The organism is Streptomyces sp. NBC_01498, from assembly GCF_036327775.1.
Taxonomy (GTDB): Bacteria; Actinomycetota; Actinomycetes; order Streptomycetales; family Streptomycetaceae; genus Streptomyces.
Map to the genome: position 1 here is coordinate 5,593,965 of NZ_CP109598.1, position 19,465 is coordinate 5,613,429.

At 71.6% G+C, this 19,465-nt stretch carries 17 protein-coding genes; 6 read left to right on the forward strand and 11 right to left on the reverse strand.

The genetic code is table 11. The features are described from left to right. Positions 1 to 131: 131 nt before the first annotated feature. Positions 132 to 3,278, reverse strand: coding sequence for an isoleucine--tRNA ligase (ileS, locus tag OG875_RS23865; RefSeq protein WP_330176271.1), 3,147 nt, complete (start codon positions 3,276 to 3,278; stop codon positions 132 to 134). Between the two features lie 613 nt (positions 3,279 to 3,891). On the opposite strand from ileS, the gene OG875_RS23870 reads away from it, so the two are divergent. From OG875_RS23870 to OG875_RS23890, 5 genes are all read left to right on the forward strand, one after another. After that, positions 3,892 to 4,800 carry a TraR/DksA family transcriptional regulator gene (locus OG875_RS23870; RefSeq protein WP_330176272.1) on the forward strand — a complete coding sequence of 303 codons (909 nt, stop codon included), beginning with the start codon at positions 3,892 to 3,894 and terminating at the stop codon, positions 4,798 to 4,800. An 83-nt stretch (positions 4,801 to 4,883) separates the two neighbouring features. Further along, positions 4,884 to 5,444 (forward strand): signal peptidase II, encoded by a 561-nt coding sequence (gene lspA, locus OG875_RS23875; RefSeq protein WP_330176273.1) that lies wholly within the window; start codon positions 4,884 to 4,886, stop codon positions 5,442 to 5,444. A gap of 92 nt (positions 5,445 to 5,536) precedes the next feature. Beyond that, a complete protein-coding gene (locus tag OG875_RS23880) occupies positions 5,537 to 6,481 on the forward strand; it encodes an RluA family pseudouridine synthase (protein WP_330176274.1) in 945 nt (314 codons plus the stop codon). Between the two features lie 363 nt (positions 6,482 to 6,844). Then, entirely contained in the window at positions 6,845 to 7,927 is a 1,083-nt protein-coding gene (locus tag OG875_RS23885) for a glycoside hydrolase family 5 protein (RefSeq protein WP_330176275.1), read from the forward strand. 199 nt (positions 7,928 to 8,126) lie between these two features. Beyond that, on the forward strand, positions 8,127 to 9,713 hold the full coding sequence (locus OG875_RS23890; protein WP_330176276.1) for a Na+/H+ antiporter: 1,587 nt from the start codon (positions 8,127 to 8,129) through the stop codon (positions 9,711 to 9,713). Between the two features lie 51 nt (positions 9,714 to 9,764). Here OG875_RS23890 and OG875_RS23895 read toward each other — a convergent pair whose 3' ends face one another. Further along, positions 9,765 to 10,913 carry a mechanosensitive ion channel family protein gene (locus OG875_RS23895; protein WP_330176277.1) on the reverse strand — a complete coding sequence of 383 codons (1,149 nt, stop codon included), beginning with the start codon at positions 10,911 to 10,913 and terminating at the stop codon, positions 9,765 to 9,767. 8 nt (positions 10,914 to 10,921) lie between these two features. On the opposite strand from OG875_RS23895, the gene OG875_RS23900 reads away from it, so the two are divergent. After that, a complete protein-coding gene (locus OG875_RS23900) occupies positions 10,922 to 11,539 on the forward strand; it encodes a dienelactone hydrolase family protein (protein WP_330177881.1) in 618 nt (205 codons plus the stop codon). Positions 11,540 to 11,575: 36 nt separating this feature from the next. Here the strand turns inward: OG875_RS23900 and OG875_RS23905 are convergent, their stop codons facing one another. The 9 genes from OG875_RS23905 to OG875_RS23945 all read right to left on the reverse strand — a co-directional run bounded on the left by OG875_RS23905 (position 11,576) and on the right by OG875_RS23945 (position 19,437). Then, a complete protein-coding gene (locus OG875_RS23905) occupies positions 11,576 to 13,195 on the reverse strand; it encodes a serine/threonine-protein kinase (RefSeq protein WP_330176278.1) in 1,620 nt (539 codons plus the stop codon). A gap of 108 nt (positions 13,196 to 13,303) precedes the next feature. Further along, positions 13,304 to 14,119: a DsbA family protein gene (locus OG875_RS23910; RefSeq protein WP_330176279.1), complete on the reverse strand. Its 816-nt coding sequence runs from the start codon at positions 14,117 to 14,119 to the stop codon at positions 13,304 to 13,306. A 77-nt stretch (positions 14,120 to 14,196) separates the two neighbouring features. Next, positions 14,197 to 14,880, reverse strand: a complete 684-nt coding sequence (locus OG875_RS23915; protein WP_330176280.1) for a hypothetical protein — start codon at positions 14,878 to 14,880, stop codon at positions 14,197 to 14,199. Positions 14,881 to 14,960: 80 nt separating this feature from the next. After that, complete coding sequence (locus tag OG875_RS23920; protein ID WP_330176281.1) at positions 14,961 to 15,140, reverse strand: hypothetical protein; 180 nt, start codon at positions 15,138 to 15,140, stop codon at positions 14,961 to 14,963. Continuing rightward, positions 15,140 to 15,286 (reverse strand): hypothetical protein, encoded by a 147-nt coding sequence (locus OG875_RS23925; protein WP_330176282.1) that lies wholly within the window; start codon positions 15,284 to 15,286, stop codon positions 15,140 to 15,142. Before OG875_RS23925 ends, OG875_RS23920 begins: the two co-directional genes overlap by 1 nt. 8 nt (positions 15,287 to 15,294) lie before the next feature. Next, positions 15,295 to 15,516, reverse strand: coding sequence for a hypothetical protein (locus tag OG875_RS23930; protein ID WP_330176283.1), 222 nt, complete (start codon positions 15,514 to 15,516; stop codon positions 15,295 to 15,297). 146 nt (positions 15,517 to 15,662) lie between these two features. Then, positions 15,663 to 16,859 carry a helix-turn-helix domain-containing protein gene (locus OG875_RS23935; RefSeq protein WP_330177882.1) on the reverse strand — a complete coding sequence of 399 codons (1,197 nt, stop codon included), beginning with the start codon at positions 16,857 to 16,859 and terminating at the stop codon, positions 15,663 to 15,665. A gap of 607 nt (positions 16,860 to 17,466) precedes the next feature. Further along, the gene (locus OG875_RS23940; protein ID WP_330176284.1) at positions 17,467 to 18,795 is read right to left on the reverse strand and encodes a DUF2252 domain-containing protein; all 1,329 of its coding nucleotides are present in this window, start codon (positions 18,793 to 18,795) and stop codon (positions 17,467 to 17,469) included. A 456-nt stretch (positions 18,796 to 19,251) separates the two neighbouring features. Then, the gene (locus tag OG875_RS23945; protein WP_330176285.1) at positions 19,252 to 19,437 is read right to left on the reverse strand and encodes a hypothetical protein; all 186 of its coding nucleotides are present in this window, start codon (positions 19,435 to 19,437) and stop codon (positions 19,252 to 19,254) included. Between the last annotated feature and the right edge of the window lie 28 nt (positions 19,438 to 19,465).

Below are 19,465 nucleotides of genomic sequence, written 5' to 3' on the forward strand. Positions count from 1 at the left end.
CTTCGGCCGTGCCCTCACACGCCGGGCGGGCCGACTTTCAGCCCCTCCGGCGTTTGAGGAGCGGGGGTCCGGGGGCAGTGCCCCCGGGTTTCGGGAAGGGACGGGCAGGGGAAACAGCCCGCCCTCGCGTGTCACACCTTGCGCAGGTGGAACGTCAGCGACAGGCCCTCGTCCGTGAACGCCGGGCCGAACGTCGTGTCCGGGGTGCCGGGGGTGAAGTCCAGCGCCAGGACCTCGTCCGAGATCAGGGACGTGTGTGTCGACAGCGCCGTGCGTGTCTCGTCCGCCGTCGCCGACCAGCGCACCGCGATACGGTCCGCGACGTCCAGGCCGCTGTTCTTGCGGGCCTCCTGGATCAGGCGGATCGCGTCGCGGGCCAGGCCCGCCAGACGCAGTTCCGGAGTGATCTCCAGGTCCAGCGCCACCGTGGCGCCCGAGTCGGACGCGACCGACCAGCCCTCGCGCGGTGTCTCCGTGATGATCACCTCGTCGGGGGCCAGGGAGACCGGCTCGCCGTCGACCGTGACGGTCGCCGTGCCGTCGCGCAGCGCCGCCGACAGCGCCGCCGCGTCCGTGTCGGCGACCGCCTTCGCCACCGCCTGCACCCCCTTGCCGAACCGTTTGCCCAGCGCCCGGAAGTTCGCCTTCGCCGTCGTGTCGACCAGCGAGCCGCCGACCTCCGAGAGCGACGCCAGCGAGGAGACGTTCAGCTCCTCCGTGATCTGCGCGCGCAGCTCCGGCGACAGCGTCTCGAAGCCCGAGGCCGCCACCAGAGCGCGTGACAGCGGCTGGCGGGTCTTGACCCCCGACTCTGCCCGGGTGGCGCGGCCCAGCTCCACCAGGCGCCGTACCAGCGTCATCTGCCGGGACAGCGCCGGGTCGATCGCCGACAGGTCCGCCTCGGGCCACGACGAGAGGTGCACCGACTCCGGCGCCCCGGGCGTGACCGGGACCACCACGTCCTGCCAGACCCGCTCGGTGATGAACGGCGTCAGCGGCGCCATCAGCCGGGTCACCGTCTCCACGACCTCGTGCAGCGTGCGCAGGGCCGCCTTGTCGCCCTGCCAGAAACGACGACGGGAACGGCGTACGTACCAGTTGGACAGGTCGTCCACGAACGCGGACAGCAGCTTGCCGATCCGCTGGGTGTCGTACGCGTCCATCGCCTTCGTGCTCTGGTCGACCAGCGCGTGCAGCTCGCTCAGCAGCCAGCGGTCGAGCACCGGCCGCTCGGCCGGGGCCGGGTCGGCCGCCGACGGCGCCCAGCCCGACGTGCGCGCGTACAGGGCCTGGAAGGCGACGGTGTTCCAGTACGTCAGCAGCGTCTTACGGACGACCTCCTGGATCGTGGTGTCTCCGACCCGCCGCGCCGCCCACGGGGAGCCGCCGGCCGCCATGAACCACCGCACCGCGTCCGCGCCGTGCTGGTCCATCAGCGGGATCGGCTGGAGGATGTTGCCCAGGTGCTTGGACATCTTCCGGCCGTCCTCGGCGAGGATGTGCCCGAGGCAGACCACGTTCTCGTAGGAGGACTTGTCGAAGACGAGGGTGCCCACCGCCATCAGCGTGTAGAACCAGCCGCGGGTCTGGTCGATGGCCTCCGAGATGAACTGGGCCGGGTAGCGCTTCTCGAAGAGGTCCTTGTTCTTGTACGGGTAGCCCCACTGCGCGAACGGCATCGAACCGGAGTCGTACCAGGCGTCGATGACCTCGGGGACGCGTGTCGCGGTCTGCCCGCAGGACGGGCAGGGGAAGGTCACCGCGTCGATGAACGGGCGGTGCGGGTCCAGCGCCGACTGGTCCTCGCCGCTCAGCTCCGTCAGCTCGGCGCGCGAGCCCACACAGGTCAGGTGCCCCTCCTCGCAGTGCCAGATCGGCAGCGGGGTGCCCCAGTAGCGGTTGCGGGACAGGGACCAGTCGACGTTGTTGTTCAGCCAGTCGCCGAACCGGCCGTGCTTGACCGAGTCCGGGAACCAGTTGGTCTTCTCGTTCTCCTGAAGGAGGCGGTCCTTGACGGCGGTCGTACGGATGTACCAGGACGGCTGCGCGTAGTACAGCAGCGCCGTGTGGCAGCGCCAGCAGTGCGGATAGCTGTGCTCGTACGGCACATGACGGAAGAGCAGCCCCCGCGCGGCCAGGTCGGCGGTCAGCGCCTCGTCGGCCTTCTTGAAGAAGACACCGCCGACGAGCGGCACGTCCTCCTCGAACGTGCCGTCGGTACGGACCGGGTTGACGACCGGCAGGCCGTACGCCTTGCAGACCACCAGGTCGTCCGCGCCGAACGCGGGGGACTGGTGGACCAGCCCCGTACCGTCCTCGGTGGTCACGTATTCCGCGTTGACGACGTAGTGCGCCGTCGAGTCCTCGGGGAACTCGATGAGCGAGAACGGGCGTTCGTACGTCCACCGCTCCATCTCACGGCCCGTGAACCGCTCGCCGGTCAGCTCCCAGCCGTCCTCGCCGAGCGCCTTCGCGACCAGCGGCTCGGCGACGACCAGCTTCTCCGTGCCGTCGGTCGCCACGACGTACGTGACGTCGGGGTGGGCGGCGACCGCCGTGTTGGACACCAGGGTCCAGGGTGTCGTCGTCCAGACCAGCAGGGCGGCGTCGCCTGCCAGCGGGCCGGAGGTCAGCGGGAAGCGGACGAAGACCGACGGGTCGACGATCGTCTCGTAGCCCTGCGCCAGTTCGTGGTCCGACAGGCTCGTCTGGTCACGCGGGCACCAGGGGGCGACCCGGTGGTCCTGGACCAGCAGGCCCTTGTTGAAGATCTCCTTCAGCGACCACCAGACGGACTCGATGTACTCGGGGTCCATGGTCCGGTACGCGTCGTCCAGATCGACCCAGTACCCCATGCGGGTCGTCAGTTCGGTGAAGGCGTCCGTGTGCCGGGTCACCGAGGCGCGGCACTTCTCGTTGAACTCCGCGATCCCGTACTTCTCGATGTCCTGTTTGCCGGTGAAGCCGAGTTCCTTCTCGACGGCGATCTCCACGGGCAGCCCGTGACAGTCCCAGCCGGCCTTGCGCGCGACGTGGTAGCCGCGCATCGTACGGAAGCGCGGGAAGACGTCCTTGAAGACGCGGGCCTCGATGTGGTGGGCGCCGGGCATGCCGTTGGCGGTCGGCGGGCCTTCGTAGAAGACCCACTCGGGGCGGCCCTCGGACTGTGCCAGGCTCTTGTCGAAGATCTTGTGCTCGCGCCAGAAGCCGAGCACGGCGTGTTCGAGCGCGGGCAGGTCGACCTGGGCGGGCACCTGGCTGTACAGCGGTGACGTCATGGATGAAACTCCTCCAACGGAACTGCGGAATCTCCGTCGGAGGGACGAGAGCCTCGGCTCCCGCGGTACCACCCTCCTTGGCCACGGACGGCGCCAGCCGCCCCCGGCCCCCTCATTGGGGTCGCGCTGCCGGTTCTACGGCCCCGCCGCGTACGGCCAGGGCTTTCCTCCGGCGGCTCCGGGGTGATCCTTCGCTCCGCGCCGTGCCCCCGGGCTCGCACCGTCCCCGGGTCGCTCATGGCCGCTCTCGGAGCTACTCGTCCCCATCCACGCCTCTCGCTGCGGCCAGTGTACGGGGCCGGGGCGGGCCCGGCCGACCGGATTTCCGGGCCTCCGCGCGGCCGTCACGGGCGGGCCGGGAGCCGGGAGCGGGCGTGCGGCGCCGGGCCGCGCCGCTGACCCGAATGGTCCGGCCGGGCCCGGCGGACTTCTCCGTACGGGCCCCGGGGCGGATTACCGGGCGGGGAGCTGGGCACAACGGTGGGAGGCTCGTCTTGCCCCGGGCGGAGGCGGGTCGAGGCGGCGGCGTGCCCCGTTGCCGCGTGGCTGGTGTCGATTTATCGTCCCAGAACGACTCGCGTGCAAGATCACAAAATGTGAAGGGGCCGCGGCCATGGTGGCGAAGAAGACCGCCGCGAAGAAGACAGCGGCCAAGAAAACGGCCGCGAGGAAGACGGCCGCCGCGAAGAAGTCGGCCGCGAAGAGAACGGCGCCGGGGAAGACGGCGCCCGGGAGGTCGACGGCCGGAAAGCCGCCGCCCGGAGACCCGGCGGCGAGAGAGCCGGCGGCCGGGACGGCCGCCGCCGGGAGGACACCGGCCACGAGAGCACCGGAGCGAGAAGGACCGGCGACGCACGCACCGGACGCGGAGGAGACCACCGCGGCCGGGCCGGAGCACCAGGCACCTGCGAAGAAGACCGCGGCGAGGAAGACGGCGCCTCCTCGGAAGGCCGCCGCCGGAAAAGCCGCGAAAAAGGCCGCGTCCGCGGCCGAGGGGGCGGCCGAGGCCGCGGAACAGACGGGAGCCAGGACGGTGGCAGCGAAGAAGACAGCAGCGGGCAAGGGGCGGGCGGCCACGGGCGCCACGGCGACCGCGGTACCGCCGGCGCGCGGCACCACGGAGCCGGGGGAACTCGCCGTACGGCCCGGGGAGGACCCGTGGACGGCGGCGGAGGTCACGGAGGCGCGGACCGGTCTGGAGAGCGAGGCGGCCCGGCTGAACGCCGAGATCGCCGCGTCCGAACAGGCGCTCGCCGGGCTGATGCGGGACTCCGGCGACGGCGCGGGGGACGACGACGCCGACACCGGCACCAAGAACATCACCCGTGAGCACGAGATGTCCCTCGCCGCGAACGCGCGCGAGATGGTGGAGCAGACGGAGCGGGCGCTGCTGCGCCTGGACGCCGGTACGTACGGTCTCTGCGAGGTCTGCGGCAAGCCGATCGGCAAGGCCAGGATGCAGGCGTTCCCGCGGGCCACGCTGTGTGTCGAGGACAAGCAGAAGCAGGAAAGGCGCGGCTGAGGACGCCGGCGGGTGCCGTACCCTCGATCCTTGGGCCGGTCCGGCCGATCGGACCTGGTCAGGATCTAACTTGAGGGACTCACGTGGCAGAGGCGGAGCGCGTCATCGGTACGCCGGATGTGGACGACGAGGGCGCGGCTCCCGCCGGGCCGGTGCGGGGAAAGCGCAAGATCGTCGTGCTGTTCTCCGTGGCGCTCCTGGCCTATCTGCTCGACCTCGGCAGCAAGATGCTCGTGGTGGCCGAGCTGGAGCACCACGAGCCGATCCGGGTCGTCGGCGATCTGCTCCGGTTCGAGGCCGTGCGCAACGCGGGCGCGGCCTTCGGCATCGGTGAGGCGTACACCTTCTTCTTCACGTTCGTCGCGGTGGCCGTGATCGTGGTGATCGCGCGGCTGGCCCGCAAGCTCTACAGCGGGCCCTGGGCCTTCGCGCTCGGTCTGCTGCTCGGCGGGGCGCTCGGCAATCTGACCGACCGGATCTTCCGGGAGCCGGGGCTGTTCAAGGGCGCGGTCGTGGACTTCATCGCGCCCGCGAACTTCGCGGTGTTCAATCTCGCCGACTCCGCGATCGTCTGCGGCGGCTTCCTGATCGTGATCCTGTCCTTCCGCGGGCTGGACCCCGACGGGACCGTCCACCGCGACTGACGCCCGGTCCCAGGCCCTCTCCGGGGCCGCTTCCGGGGCGGGGAGGGCCGTCCGTGGGTGGGCGGGCGGTGGGGGCAAGGCATACTCGACGGGTGAGTACCGTTCCCGATATCCGCACCCTGCCCGTTCCCGATGGCCTGGAGGGCGAGCGCGTCGACGCCGCGATCGCCCGTATGTTCGGGTTCTCCCGTACGAAGGCGGCCGAGCTCGCCGCCGCCGGGAAGGTGCAGGTCGACGGCGCCGTGGTCGCCAAGTCCGAACGGGTGCGGGGCGGTGCCTGGCTCGAAGTCGAGATGCCCGCACCCGCCGCCCCCGTACGGGTCGTGGCCGAACCGGTCGAGGGCATGGAGATCGTGTACGACGACGACGACATCGTCGTGGTCGCCAAGCCGGTCGGCGTGGCCGCCCACCCGAGCCCCGGCTGGACGGGCACCACCGTCATCGGCGGGCTCGCCGCCGCCGGCTACCGCGTCTCCACCTCCGGCGCGGCCGAGCGGCAGGGCGTCGTGCACCGGCTGGACGTGGGCACCTCCGGGCTGATGGCCGTGGCCAAGTCGGAGCGCGCGTACACCTCGCTCAAGGCGCAGTTCAAGGAGCGGGTCGTCGACAAGCGCTACCACGCGCTGGTGCAGGGGCACCCCGATCCGATGAGCGGCACCATCGACGCCCCGATCGGGCGGCACCCGAACCACGACTACAAGTTCGCGGTGACCGCCGAGGGCAAGCCGTCGGTGACGCACTACGACCTGATCGAGGCGTTCCGGTCCGCCTCGCTGCTGGACATCAAGCTGGAGACCGGGCGGACCCACCAGATCCGGGTGCACATGGCCGCCCACCGGCACCCGTGCGCGGGCGACCTGACGTACGGCGCGGACCCGACGCTGGCCAAGCGGCTGGGGCTGACCCGGCAGTGGCTGCACGCGATGAGGCTGGGCTTCGAGCATCCGTCGGACGGGCGGTGGGTGGAGTTCGAGAGCACGTACCCGGACGACCTCCAGCGCGCGCTCGACACGGTGCGGGCCGAGAGCAACGTATGACGGTGATGTGGCCCGCCGTGGCGAGTGGTGACCTCGGGTGACGTGACCTCGGGTGGCGTGCTCTTGGGCGGCGTGAACTGATGTGACGTGATCGCGGTCGGATCCTTCGGGAGCCGGCCGCGATCACGTGTGTCCGGGTCCTGGGGTTCTGGGTCCTGGGGCCCGGCGGCGGTGGGCGGCGGGGGCGAAGGGGGGCGGTTCGGACAGTCGGGTGGTCGGGGGAGACCTCTGAGGTTCAATCGTTAGGAAACTTTACCAACACTCTTGACGGGTGATTGGAAACAACCCTAACTTTCACTTGCTGTCACGGCCTCCGGCAGTCGCACTCCCAGAACGGACCCCACCCGAAGGGAGCACCACCCCATGCCCCAGCACCCCGAATCCCGCACGTCCCGAGCCGGCCGCGCCCCGTCGCGCCTCGGCCGCAAGGCACTGCTCGCGGCCTCCGCGTTCGGTGTCGTCACCGCCCTGCTGTCCCCGGTCAGGGCGGGCGCCGCCCCCGCGCCCGCCCCCGCCGCTCCCGCCGGTGCCGCCTCACCCATCAGCGAGAACGGCCAGCTCAAGGTCTGCGGCAACCGCCTCTGCAACAGCGGCGGACAAGCCGTCCAGTTGCGCGGCATGAGCACGCACGGCACCCAGTGGTACTCCCAGTGCGTCACCGACGGCTCGCTGGACGTCCTCGCCAACGAGTGGGGCGGCGACGTCCTGCGCGTCTCCACGTACGTCCAGGAGGGCGGCTACGAGACCGACCCGGCGCGCTTCACCTCGCTCGCCCAGAAGTTCGTGGACGGCGCGACCCGGCGCGGCATGTACGCGGTGATCGACTGGCACATGCTCAGCCCCGGCGACCCCAACTTCAACCTGGAGCGGGCGAAGACCTTCTTCTTCGCCATGGCGAAGAAGTACAAGGACAACCCCGGCGTCCTCTACGAGATCGCCAACGAGCCGTCCGACGTGAGCTGGTCCACCGTCAAGTCGTACGCGGAGAAGATCATCCCCGTCATCCGGGCCCAGGACCCCGACGCGGTCGTCCTCGTCGGCACCCGCGCCTGGTCGTCCTTCGGCGTCTCGGACGGCGCCGACGAGAAGGAGGTCGTGAACAACCCCGTCCGGGCCTCGAACATCATGTACACCTTCCACTTCTACGCGGCGTCCCACCGGGACGAGTACCTGTCCGCGCTCGACCGGGCGTCGGACCGACTGCCCGTCTTCGTCACCGAGTTCGGCACCCAGAACTACGCCGGCGAGGGCGCCAACGACTTCGGCATGTCCCAGCGCTTCCTCGACCTGATGAAGCGGAAGAACATCTCCTGGACCAACTGGAACTACTCCGACGACAACCGCTCCGGCGCCGTCTTCAAGGAAGGTTCCTGCAACGCCGGCCGGTTCTCCGGGACCGGCGTGCTCAAGGAGGCCGGGGTCTGGATCAGGGACCGGATCCGCTGACCGGACCCTCCACGGCGCCCGGACCGGCCTGGTCCGACCGCCGTAAGCGGACCCCCGCCCCCTTCTCGCGGCGCTGAAACCTCTCCTCGCGGTCCGTGCACGGACCGCGAGGAGGCAGCGCCTCGGCCCGTTTCGACGGCGGGCGTGGCAGGGTTGAAGGGCCTTGATCGTCAGGGCCCGAGATCCCGGAGGGCGCGTCGTGGCCCAGTTCGCCCTGCTGCTCCTGCTGTTGCTGGGCGCCGTGGTGACGGTGCCGCTCGGGGAACGGCTCAACCTGCCGTCGCCCGTGCTGATGACCCTCCTCGGCATCGTCCTGGCGCTGCTGCCCTTCGTACCGAACATCGACGTACCGCCGGACCTGATCCTCCCGCTGCTGCTGCCGCCGCTGCTGTACGCGGCCGTCCAGCGCACCTCCTGGCGGCAGTTCACGGCGAACCTGCGGCCGATCTTCCTGCTCGCCGTGGCGCTCGTCTTCGTCACCATGGCGGCGGTGGCGTCCGTGGCCAACTCCGTCGTCCCCGGACTGCCGCTCGCCGCCGCGTTCGTCCTCGGCGCGCTCGTCGCACCGCCCGACCCCGTCGCGGCGACCGCCGTCGCCGGGTCTCTGGGACTGCCCCGGCGGCTCGTCTCCATCCTGGAGGGCGAGGGGCTGTTCAACGACGTCACGGCGATCGTGCTCTACCACGTGGCCATCGCCGCCGTGGTGAGCGGCAGCTTCTCCTGGCCGAGCGCGGCCGGCACGCTGGTGCTCTCCGCCGTGGTCGCCGTCGTCGTCGGTGTCGCGCTCGCCTGGCTCTCCAACAAACTGATGGCGCTGCTCGGCGACGCGCCCCTCCAGGTCGGCCTGAGCCTGCTGGTGCCGTTCGTGAGTTACGTCCTGGCGGAGGAACTGCACGGCTCCGGTGTCCTCGCCGTCCTCACCACCGCGCTCTTCCTCGCCGAACACACCGCCGACGCCGACGACGTGCTCGGACGGCTCGCGGGGAACACGTTCTGGGAGATCGTCGACATCCTCGTCACCGGCATCGCCTTCGGCCTCGTCGGACTCGAACTGCACAACGCCTTCGGCCGGGCGGAGGGCCGGCTGGGAGCGCTGCTCGGCTGGTCGGCCGCCGTGATCGGGGTCGTCGTCGGCGTACGGCTGCTGTGGCTGCTGCCAGCCGTCTGGCTCACCAGGCGACTGCACAAACTCCAGGACTACGAGGAGGAGTTCCCGGTCGGCTGGCGCGAGACCGTCATCATGTGGTGGGCCGGGATGCGCGGGGTGGCCTCGGTCGCGCTGGCGCTGGCCATTCCGCTGGAGACCGACGACGGCACACCCTTCCCCGGCCGCGATGTGATCATCTTCATCGCGTTCGCGGTCATCATGGCCACGCTCGTCTTCCAGGGGCTGACCCTGCCCTGGATCGTCAAGCGCCTCGGGGTCCGCGCCGACACCGAGGCCGAGCGCGGGTTCGAGCACGAACTGGCCGTGCGCGCCGCCCGCGCCGCCAAGCGCCGCCTCAAGGAGATCGAGGAGGTCGAGGACCTCCCGGAGGAACTGAGCGAGCGCCTGGCCCGGGGGGCGTTCGACATCGGGGCGCGGATCAGCCCCGACGTGATCGACGAGGAACGGCGCGACTGGGTCGCCAAACGCAGCCAGCGGGTCAGGACCTTGCAGCGGATCCAGCGCGAGATGATGTCGGCCGCCCGGCACGAGGTCCTCGCGGCACGCAGCGAACCGAACGCCAACCCCGAGGTGGTGGACCGGGTGCTGCGCTATCTGGACGTGCGCAGCCTGCGGTGAGCGGGAGGGGCGCCCGGTTCGCGGAAGCGGCGGCCGGTCCGCCGCCCCCTGTCAGCCCCGGCCCGTACGCGGATCGCCTTCCGCGTTCTCCGTCACCGCCGGATCGGGTTCCTGCGCGCGAGCCTTGACGAACGCCGCCGCGCCGTTCTTCCGCCGGGCCGGGACCACCGCCGCCTGCGCGGTCGCGAACCGGGGCAGCGCGTACGGATGTTCGTCCGCCAGCCAGCCGATCAGTTGCTCCCGCACGGCACAGCGCGCGGTCCAGATGTCGTCGGCGTCCTTGGCCGTGACCACGGCCCGGACCTCGATGGTGCTCGGGGTGGTGTCGGTGACGGCCAGGCTCCAGTCCCGCCCGTCCCAGGCGGCCGTGTCCTGAAGGATCTCGTGCAGTTTCTCCCGCATCAGACCCACCGGCGTGGAGTGGTCGAGCTGGAAGAAGACGGTGCCGGTCATCTGGACCCCGCCGCGCGACCAGTTCTCGAACGGCTTGCTGGTGAAGTACGACACGGGCATCGTGATACGGCGTTCGTCCCATGTCCGTACGGCGAGGAACGTCAGCGTGACCTCCTCGACGACACCCCACTCGCCGTCCACCACGACCGTGTCGCCGATCCGCACCATGTCGCCGAAGGCGATCTGGAAGCCGGCGAAGAGGTTGCCGAGCGTGGACTGCGCGGCGACACCGGCGACGATGCCGATGATGCCGGCGGAGGCGAGCATCGACGTGCCGACCGTCTTCATGCTCGGGAAGGTCAGCAGGATCGCGGCGACCGCCACGACCACGACCACCGCCGTCACGATCCGCATGATCAGCGTCACCTGCGTACGGACGCGGCGGACCTTCGCCCGGTCACGGGCGGACGTCGCGTAACGGGCGTACGTCGACTCCACGACGGCCGCGGCTATACGGATCACCAGCCAGGCCCCGGCGCCGATCAGGACCAGTGCCAGCGCGCGGCCGATCACGGCCTCGTGGTTCTCGACGATCCACCACCGGGTCTGCCGGTACGTGGCGCGCAGCAGGGCGGTGAGCAGGACCACCTGGAGGGGCAGCCGGCAGCGGCGCAGCAGCCCCCAGAGCGGGGTTTCCGGGTGACGGGCGTCCGCGCGGCGCAGCAGCAGGTCGACGACCCAGCCGAGCAGCAGCGTGAGGACGACCGTGCCACCCAGCACGGTCAGCGGTCGCAGTACGTTCTCCATGGCTCCGGATTCGGACGAGAGGGCCCACCTGGCAGGATGGGCGGATGGACGTCGTTCTCTTTCATTCGGCCCATGGCCTGCGCCCGGCGGTGCGCGCGGGGGCCGAACGGCTGCGCGCTGCCGGACACCAGGTGCACGTGCCCGACCTTTTCGAGGGGCAAACCGCCGGAACGGCCGAGGAGGGCCGGGCGTTGGTGGACAAGATCGGCTCCGACGAGCTGCTGAGGCGGGCCGTGCTGGCCGTGGCGCCCTACTCGGAGCGCGGTCTGGTCTACGCGGGCTTCTCCTTCGGCGGCTCGGTGGCGCAGACACTGGCGCTGGGCGACTCCCGCGCACGCGGGCTGCTGCTGATGCACGGCACGTCGGACATCGCGGAGAACGCGTCGGTGGACGACCTGCCCGTGCAACTGCATGTCGCCGACCCGGACGTGGCCGAGCCGCACGACTGGCTGAACGCCTGGTATCTGCGGATGCGGGCGGTCGGCGCGGACGTGGAGATCTACCGTTACGCGGGGGTCGGGCATCTCTACACCGACCCGGACCTGCCGGACCACGACGCGCGGGCCGCCGAGGAGACCTGGCGCGTGGGCCTCGCGTTCGTCGAGTCGCTGGCGGACGGGCGGTAGTCGTCCGGGACATGGCGGCCAGGGGCGGGAGGGGCCTCAGTCGCGTGTGCAGCGTCCCGTGGTGGCGCCGTCCGGTGCCGGGGCACACAGATACGGGCGGTCGGCCGCGTCGTCGCTGACGTAACGGCCCACGCAGCTGTCCCGCGAGTCGAGACCCCGGGTGCGGCACCAGTCGACGGCGTGGGTGCCGCTGCCGAAGCCGGAGACGTAGAAGATCCAGTAGCCCGGTTTCAGCGAGGCGTGGTTGTCGCTGTCCAGGTAGCGGGCGTTGGTGATGCCCTTGGCGCGCAGGGCCGCCGCCTGCCGTTCACGGGCGGCGGGGCCCGCGGACTTCTCGGTGGAGATCAGCTGGGCGACCCAGTTGCCGGTCAGATCGGCGCCGGACGGTCCCTCGTCGGCCGGGTCCGTCTCCGGGGGCGGGGACGTGGTGGACGGCCCGGAGGCCGGGGGCTCCTCGGGGGAGGAACCGGCCGGCCCGCCGTTCGCCGCCGCACTCGCCTCACCGGTCCTTTCGCCGCCCTTCCCGGCGGACAGTGCGCCGAAGCCGCCCCGGAGGGTGACGACGAGCGCGGTCGCCGCGACGAGCGCGACGGCCACGGCGACGGCGGCGACCAAGACCGGAGTACGCCCGCCGCGCGCGGGCCCGGCCGGCCCCGTGTCCACCACCGGGCGCGGCAGGTCGGGCCGGGTCGTCGTCGCCGTCGGACCGAGAACGGGCGGACCCGGAACGGGCGGCGGTGACGGCGGCGTCCGACCGGGCGGAGACGGCGAGGCCGCCGGCGGCGCGCCGGTGGTGCCCGTCGGGGGCGCCCAGTCCGGTGCGGTGCCCGACTCGGCCTGGGCCAGCATCAGATCCAGCGTGGCCGCGTCCGGCCGCGCGGCCGGGTCGCGTACGAGCAGCGCGTTCAGTACGGGCGCGAGCACCCCGGACCGTACGGGCGGCGGGACCGGCTCGTCCAGGACGGCGGCGAGCGTGGCCAGCGTCGTGGCACGGCGCAGCGGGCTGACCCCCTCCACGCAGACGTACAGCGTCACCCCCAGCGACCACAGGTCGGACCCGGGGTCGTCGTCGTGGCCCCGGATGCGCTCCGGGGCGAAGTACTCGGGGGAGCCGACCAGTTCGCCGGTGGCCGTGAGGGAGGTCGAGCCCTGGAGGGCGGCGATGCCGAAGTCCGTGAGGACCGCGGAGCCGTCCTCCCGCAGCATCACGTTGCCGGGCTTCACGTCGCGGTGCCGGATACCGGCCGCGTGCGCGGCCCGCAGCCCGGACAGCACCTGACGGCCGATCCCGGCCGCCCCGGCCGGGTCCAGCGAGCCGCGCGCGAGCCGGTCCTGGAGGGTGTCGCCGGGCAGCAGCTCCATCACGATCCACGGATGCGGTGCCACATCCACGATGTGATGAACCGTCACCACATGCGGATGGCTGATCCTCGCCAACGCCCGTGCCTCGCGCAGCACTCGCTCCCGCAGCACCCGCTGGCTGTCCGGGGTGGCCGCCGCCAGCGCGGGGTCGGGCGCCCGTACTTCCTTCAGCGCCACCTCACGGTGGAGCACGATGTCGCGGGCCCGCCACACCGTGCCCATGCCGCCGCTGCCGAGCCGCTCCAGCAGCTCGAACCGTCCGTCGATGATCCTGGTCCCGTCGCCCCCGCCCATGCGGGTCAGCGTACGGGCCGCGGTGGGGCGGCCCGTACGCCGTCACGCCCTGGTCGCGCTCCGGTGGCCTCGCGCCACCCCTCCCGCGCCCGGTGGCGGGGCGGGGAGTCAGCCGGCGAGGGCCTTGGTGATCGCCTGGGTGAACTCGGCCGCCGTGAGCGGGGCGTTCTCGCTGCCCGCCCCGGTGACCGTCCTGCCATCCATCCGGAGCGTGGGCGTGCCCTGCACACTGCTGCTGTCGAACGTCGCCGACATCTTCATCGCCCAGGCGTCGAAGGTGCCGTCCTTGACGTTCTTCTCGAACGCCGCGTTGCCCTTGAGACCGTCCACCGAGTCCGCGATCTTGAGCAGGACGCCGTCGTCGGCGAACTTGTCCTCGCTCTCGGCGGGGTGGTTCCGCTCCGAGTACAGCGCGGTCTTGTACGCCGAGAACGCCTCCGGGCTCACGTCGAGCGCGGCGCCCAGCGCGGACAGCGCGTTCTTCGAACCCTCACCGTTGTCCGAGTTGTCGATGAACGTGGCGCCCACGTACTGGATCTTGTACTTGCCCGCGTCGACGTCCTTCTGGATCGTGCCGCCGACCTGCTGCTCGAAGGTCGCGCAGATCGGGCAGCGGGAGTCCTCGTACAGCTCCAGGGTCTTCTTCGCCTCCGGCTTGCCGATGACGACGGTCGTGCCGTTCTCACCGGAGGTGTGCTTCGGCGCGGTGACGGTCTTGGCGTCCTTCGCGGCCTCCCAGTGCGAGGGCTTGTTCGCCTGGGCGACGCCGAAACCGACGCCCCCGGCGATCGCCAGGATCGCGACCGTGGAACCGGCGACGACCAGCTGGCGGCGCGTCCGGTCCTTCTTCGCCTGCCGCTCGCGCTCCTCACGCAGCCTCTCGCGGGCCGCTGCCTTGTTGGTGCTGCTGTTGCGTGCGCTCATGACGGGTCACTCCGAAAGTCTTGATGTGCGGGTACGCGGGGATCGACGGCGGCCGGGAACGGCGCCCGTCGTCGTGCTCAGGCCGGGAGCAGGGCCGAGCGCGGTGGTCCCCGTCGTCCGACGGAGTGCGTGAGCAGATACGTACGGGAGGTGCTGGGGCGGGCAGCGGGGCGCGGCAGCCGCCGTACGGTACGGCGCACCGTGCCGGCCACGGCGACCGCGACCAGCAGCGGCCGGAACGCGAACCCGGCGACCGCCCGAGCCGAGCGGGCCAGGGCGGCCTCGCCGCGCCGCAGCCAGAACGCGGCCAGCAGACCGATCGCGACATGCGTGGCGAGCAGCAGCCACGGGAGCGCGGGCGCGGGGGACCCCAGCAGGGTCGCCGCCGCGCCGTCCCTGGAAACGCCCGGCAGCGGCGAGCCGACGCCTCCGCCACCGCACAGCACGTCGAGCCCGACGGCGCGCAGCGAGCCGGTGACGGGGCCGCCCGAAGGGCCGTAACACACGGTCTGGCCGGTGGTGAATATCGTGTCCGCGGCCAGTTCGAGCGGGACGAGCAGGCCCGCGATGCGCCAGAAGCCCCGCTCCCGCCCCGCGAGGGCGTAGGAGACCGGGAACACGACGGCGCACAGGACGGCCACGACGGACAACGGCAGCGGGGCCTGCGACAACAGCACATGCGAACCGGCGGACAGCGTCACGACCAGAGCCGTGAACAACGCCGCCCGCAGCGCCCTGAGCCGTGCCGCCGATATGGCCATTGCCGCCGAGTGTGCCACGAGGGGCTGTAAGGGGCTCTTAAGGTCGGGGGCGACGGGGCGGGATCCGGCCGGGGCGGGGGTCAGCGGGCGGGGCGGTCGGGGTGGTGGTCGTGGGGCGGCGGGTCCTCGGGTGGGGTGGGGGTGTTGCGGGCGTTGCGGGGGTTGCGGGCGTTGTGGAAGAGGATCGTTGCGCCGTGTTCGGGGCAGTACGCGCCGGTCGGGTCTTCGAAGGGGAAGTCGTGCACCCCTGAGACGCACATCACGAGGGGGTTCCCCAGGCGAGGGTGGCGATGGTGGCCAGGACGGCGGTGAGCTGGTCCAGCTCGGCGGGGGTGAGGTGCGGCCGGTCGCCGTCCCGGCGGTGGTGGTCGGGGTGGGCCGGGTTCGGGGCCGGGGTGGGTGTCATCGGTGGGATCATCGGGTCGCCGCCTGCCTGGTGGCCATGCTCGCCGACCAGGTCGCGCGCAGCCGGTCCTTGAGGGGGCCGATGTCCTGGCAGTCGGCGCCGCGGTGTCGGCAGGCGTCGCAGTCCGAGACGTGGGACATGAACGCGTCGTACGCGGTGGTGTAGGCGGCGTCCGTTTCGGTGGGCGCGGGGCGCGGCGGGCCGGCGGCGAATGGCGGTTGTTGCGTCACGGTCGGCTTCCTTGGGACAGGGGCGGTACCGGAGCCTCCGGTGAAGTCGCCCGGCGCCGCAATGTGTCGACCACGTTAGGTAGCTGTGCGATCACAACCCCAGGGGCGTGCGGTGCCATTTTGCGTACCCGGTAGGACGCCGTGTCCTACCCGGCGAGACCGAGTCGGGCGGCCAGACCCAGTATCTCCGTGTCCGCGCGGGAGGCGCGCCCCCTCAACTCCTCAACCAGCCGTCGCGAGGTGGAGTGGTACCGCATCCACTCCGGGGCGTCGGCCTCGGCCAGCAGCAATGCCCGGCCGGCTGAACGGTCCTTGCCGAGGTCGTTGTAGGCGAGCGCCCGGTCGACCTGGAAGCGGGCCCGCCACGTCGGGGGCAGGGAGCTGAGGCCGGGGATGGCGCGCGCCGCAGCGATCGCCTCGTCGGCCTTCTCCATCTCCACAAGGAAGTTGACATGGGCGACGCCGGTGTTCGTCGGACCGAAGGGGGTGGCATAGACGAGGCGGTCCTCGCCCATGCTCTCGGCCGCGCCCTTCGCCAGCCGCATGAGGTCGGCCACCGTGGCCCGTTTCTCCTGTCGTACGGCGGCTGTCGCCGCGCGCAGCAGGAGGATTCCCCACAGCGCGAGATCCCGCGGCGAGGACCGGAAGCCGGGCTCGATCTTCTCGGCGCGGGCCAGGGCGACGCGCTCGGCATCGGCGAGGCGGCCCTGCCGGGTGAGCACCCACGCCAGGGTGGAGGCCGCCATCGTCTCCAGGCCCGGGTCGTCGCACTCCCGGACGGCGGCCAGGGACCGCTCCATCGCGGTGAACGCCGCGTCCTCCTTACCGAGGCCGGTGAGCGTCGTCGCGGCCACCTGACAGGCCACGGCGAGAACGGAGTTGGCCGCCGCCCGGTCGCTGCCCGTCGAAGCGTGAACCGCCGCGCGCGCGTCGCGGATGAGCTGCGGAAGCAGGCGGCCGATCTCCCCCATACGACCCTCCCTGCGGATGTCCTCCGTGGAGCGCAGGGCCGCGCGCAGCGCGTCGAGGGTGGGAGGGTCCTCGGGATCGTCGTCCCCGCCGAGAAGATCGGCGACCGGCGAGACGGCTTCCCGCAACGCCAGAACGGACGGCGGCCCGTCCTGCTGGTCCGCGTCCCCCTCGAACGTCGTGGGCTGCCCGACCAGATGGCTCGGCTCGGTGTCCAGCGCGCTCGCCAGGGCGTTGATGGTCGAGAGCCGAGCGGAGTTGCGGCGGCCCTGCTCCAGTTTCCGGATGACATCGACGGAGATACCGGCGCGCTCGGCCAGTTGCTCCTGGGTCAGCTTCCGCCGCAGCCGCAGTTCCGCGAGGCGGTCGCCCATCCCGGACTCGTGTGTGGTGCTCACAGCTACCCCCGCCGGAGAGTGAGGTTCCCACCGTACTGCGAGGGCGTGCCGAAACGTCCGGCCTTCGCGGAGGAGGCCGTGTGCGGTGCCCGAACCCGTGAGCCGGAACCGGCTGCGACCTGGGCCTCTGCTCTGTCCCGTCAAAGGGCACGCGGATGGGTGACAGGCGGGGTACGGGACATGACGTCGGCGGCCCGCGATCGCGTGAGGTGCGGGCGGGATTGGCGGCGGGGCTGGGCGGGGCCAGCCCCGCAGGTGCGGGGAGTACCCCGTCGTACGCGCCAGCTACGTCATGTGGTCGGGATCAACCCGGCACCTGCGGGGAGCACCCACCTCGACCTCGCAGCCGGGACCGCCGTCGAGGGACCAACCCCGCACCTGCGGGGAGTACTCGCTGCTGATCGTCGACGAGGAGTACATCGCGGGACCAACCCCGCACCTGCGGGGAGCACAGGCGCCGACCTGGGGGTCTAGACGGGCAGGCGCCTGGATTTGCCTGCTTCGTCAAATTCCGGCACAGCGGCCATATTTCTCCGCGATACGGTTCCGCGCCCCTCCGCCCGGTCTGCCGTCGCCGCCCCCGTCACCCCAGTCGCCCGTTCCGGAACAGGTCCACGAAGATCTGGTGGTCCGCGCGGGCGCGGGCGCCGTAGGTGTGGGCGAAGGTGATCAGGAGGTCCGGGAAGCCCTCCTCGTCCGCCGCGATCGCCGCGTCGATGGCGCGTTCCGTGGAGAACGGGACCAGGGAGTGGCCGCTCTCGTCGTCCGCCGCGCCGTGCATCGTGGCCGTCGCCCGGCCCAGGTCGGCCACGACGGCGGCTATCTCCGCCGGGTCGTCGATGTCCGACCAGTCGAGGTCGACCGCGTACGGGGAGACCTCGGCGACGAGTTGGCCCGCGCCGTCGAGTTCGGTCCAGCCGAGCCAGGGGTCCGCGTGGGCCTGGAGGGCGCGTTGGGAGATGACCGTGCGGTGGCCCTCGTGCTGGAAGTAGCCGCGTACCGCCTCGTCGGTGATGTGCCGCGAGACGGCGGGGGTCTGCGCCTGCTTGACGTAGATCACGACGTCGTTCTCCAGCGCGTCGCTGTTGCCCTCCAGAAGGATGTTGTACGAGGGCAGGCCCGCCGAGCCGATGCCGATGCCGCGCCGCCCCACGACGTCCTTGACCCGGTAGGAGTCGGGGCGGGTCAGGCTGGACTCCGGCAGGGTCTCCAGGTAGCCGTCGAAGGCCGCGAGGACCTTGTAGCGGGTGGCGGCGTCCAGTTCGATGGAGCCGCCGCCGGAGGCGAAGCGGCGTTCGAAGTCGCGGATCTCGGTCATCGAGTCGAGCAGCCCGAAGCGGGTCAGCGAGCGGGCCACGCGCAGCGCGCCGAGCAGCGGGCCGTCCGCCGTGTCCAGGGTGAACGGGGGCACCTCGTCGTTCTTCGCGCCCGTCGCCAGCGCGCGGATGCGCTCGCGGTAGGCGGAGGCGTAGATCCGGACGAGTTCGCTGATCTGGTCGTCGCTGAGGGCCTTCGTGTAGCCGATCAGCGCCAGCGAGGCGGCCAGCCGCTTGAGGTCCCAGGTGAACGGGCCGACGTACGCCTCGTCGAAGTCGTTGACGTTGAAGATGAGCCGGCCGTTGGCGTCCATGTACGTGCCGAAGTTCTCGGCGTGCAGGTCGCCGTGGATCCAGACCCGGCCGGTCCGGTCGTCCACGTACGGGCCGCCGTCGCGCTCCTGCGCCAGGTCGTTGTAGAAGAGGCACGCGGTTCCCCGGTAGAAGGCGAACGCGGAGGCCGCCATCTTGCGGAACTTGACCTGGAAGGCGGCCGGATCGGCGGCGAGCAGGGCACCGAAGGCGGTGCCGAACACGTCGAGGATCTCCTCCCCTCGCTGCTGGTCAGCGGCTTCGACCGGGCGCGGGACCGACATGGGTGGTGCCTCCTGGGACATGACGAACGGGGGGTGGAACGAACGAACGCGCACACGCGCATGCGTATGGGCAGGCATGCGCGTACGTCACCCCGCTCGGGTGACGGCGTCGTCAGTACTGGCAACGCACGAAGGTACCGGTGCGTGCCCGTCCGCCGCCCGGTGGTCCCGGAGGTTCGCGGGGCCCGGAACGGTGGCGTGGTCGGATCCGGCGCCGAAGCGGGCGTGCGGCAGGAGTCGGGCCGCGACGGCACGAGCCGGGGTACGACCGTGACCGGGCCCCGCTCGTGCCGGACGCCCGCTCCCGTGCCGGTGAACCACCCGGCGGCGTACGGCGGTTCGACCCTCGGTCCGGCCTCCGTACGGAGGATCCCGGCCGCGTGCGCCCGGGATACACGGAGGGGCACGCCCGGGTCTCCCGGACGTGCCCCTCTCGTCGTGCGCGCCGCCGCCGCGTCAGTTGTGGCCGAACTTCTTCTGGCGGCCCTTGCGCGGCACGTCGGTCGGTGTGACCTGAGCCTGTATCTGCTCGGTCTTGGCGTCCGAGGAGCTGGTGGACTGCTCGGTGCCGCGCTCGGCGGAGGAACGGTTCTGCTGTCCGTCGCCCTCGCGGCCGCGGTCACGGTTCCGGTTCTTGGCCATGGTGCTGCCTCCTGAAGGATGTGGGGTC

Excerpts from the sequence above, each read along its gene's own strand:
- OG875_RS23870 (WP_330176272.1), top strand. The coding sequence starts at position 3,892 with ATGGTGGCGAAGAAGACCGCCGCGAAGAAGACAGCGGCCAAGAAAACG.
- OG875_RS23895 (WP_330176277.1), bottom strand. The coding sequence starts at position 10,913 with ATGGAGAACGTACTGCGACCGCTGACCGTGCTGGGTGGCACGGTCGTC.
- OG875_RS23945 (WP_330176285.1), bottom strand. The coding sequence starts at position 19,437 with ATGGCCAAGAACCGGAACCGTGACCGCGGCCGCGAGGGCGACGGACAG.
- OG875_RS23925 (WP_330176282.1), bottom strand. The coding sequence starts at position 15,286 with ATGACACCCACCCCGGCCCCGAACCCGGCCCACCCCGACCACCACCGC.
- OG875_RS23905 (WP_330176278.1), bottom strand. The coding sequence starts at position 13,195 with ATGGGCGGGGGCGACGGGACCAGGATCATCGACGGACGGTTCGAGCTG.
- ileS (WP_330176271.1), bottom strand. The coding sequence starts at position 3,278 with ATGACGTCACCGCTGTACAGCCAGGTGCCCGCCCAGGTCGACCTGCCC.
- OG875_RS23940 (WP_330176284.1), bottom strand. The coding sequence starts at position 18,795 with ATGTCGGTCCCGCGCCCGGTCGAAGCCGCTGACCAGCAGCGAGGGGAG.
- OG875_RS23915 (WP_330176280.1), bottom strand. The coding sequence starts at position 14,880 with ATGGCCATATCGGCGGCACGGCTCAGGGCGCTGCGGGCGGCGTTGTTC.
- OG875_RS23920 (WP_330176281.1), bottom strand. The coding sequence starts at position 15,140 with ATGTGCGTCTCAGGGGTGCACGACTTCCCCTTCGAAGACCCGACCGGC.
- OG875_RS23910 (WP_330176279.1), bottom strand. The coding sequence starts at position 14,119 with ATGAGCGCACGCAACAGCAGCACCAACAAGGCAGCGGCCCGCGAGAGG.
- OG875_RS23885 (WP_330176275.1), top strand. The coding sequence starts at position 6,845 with ATGCCCCAGCACCCCGAATCCCGCACGTCCCGAGCCGGCCGCGCCCCG.
- OG875_RS23935 (WP_330177882.1), bottom strand. The coding sequence starts at position 16,859 with ATGGGCGACCGCCTCGCGGAACTGCGGCTGCGGCGGAAGCTGACCCAG.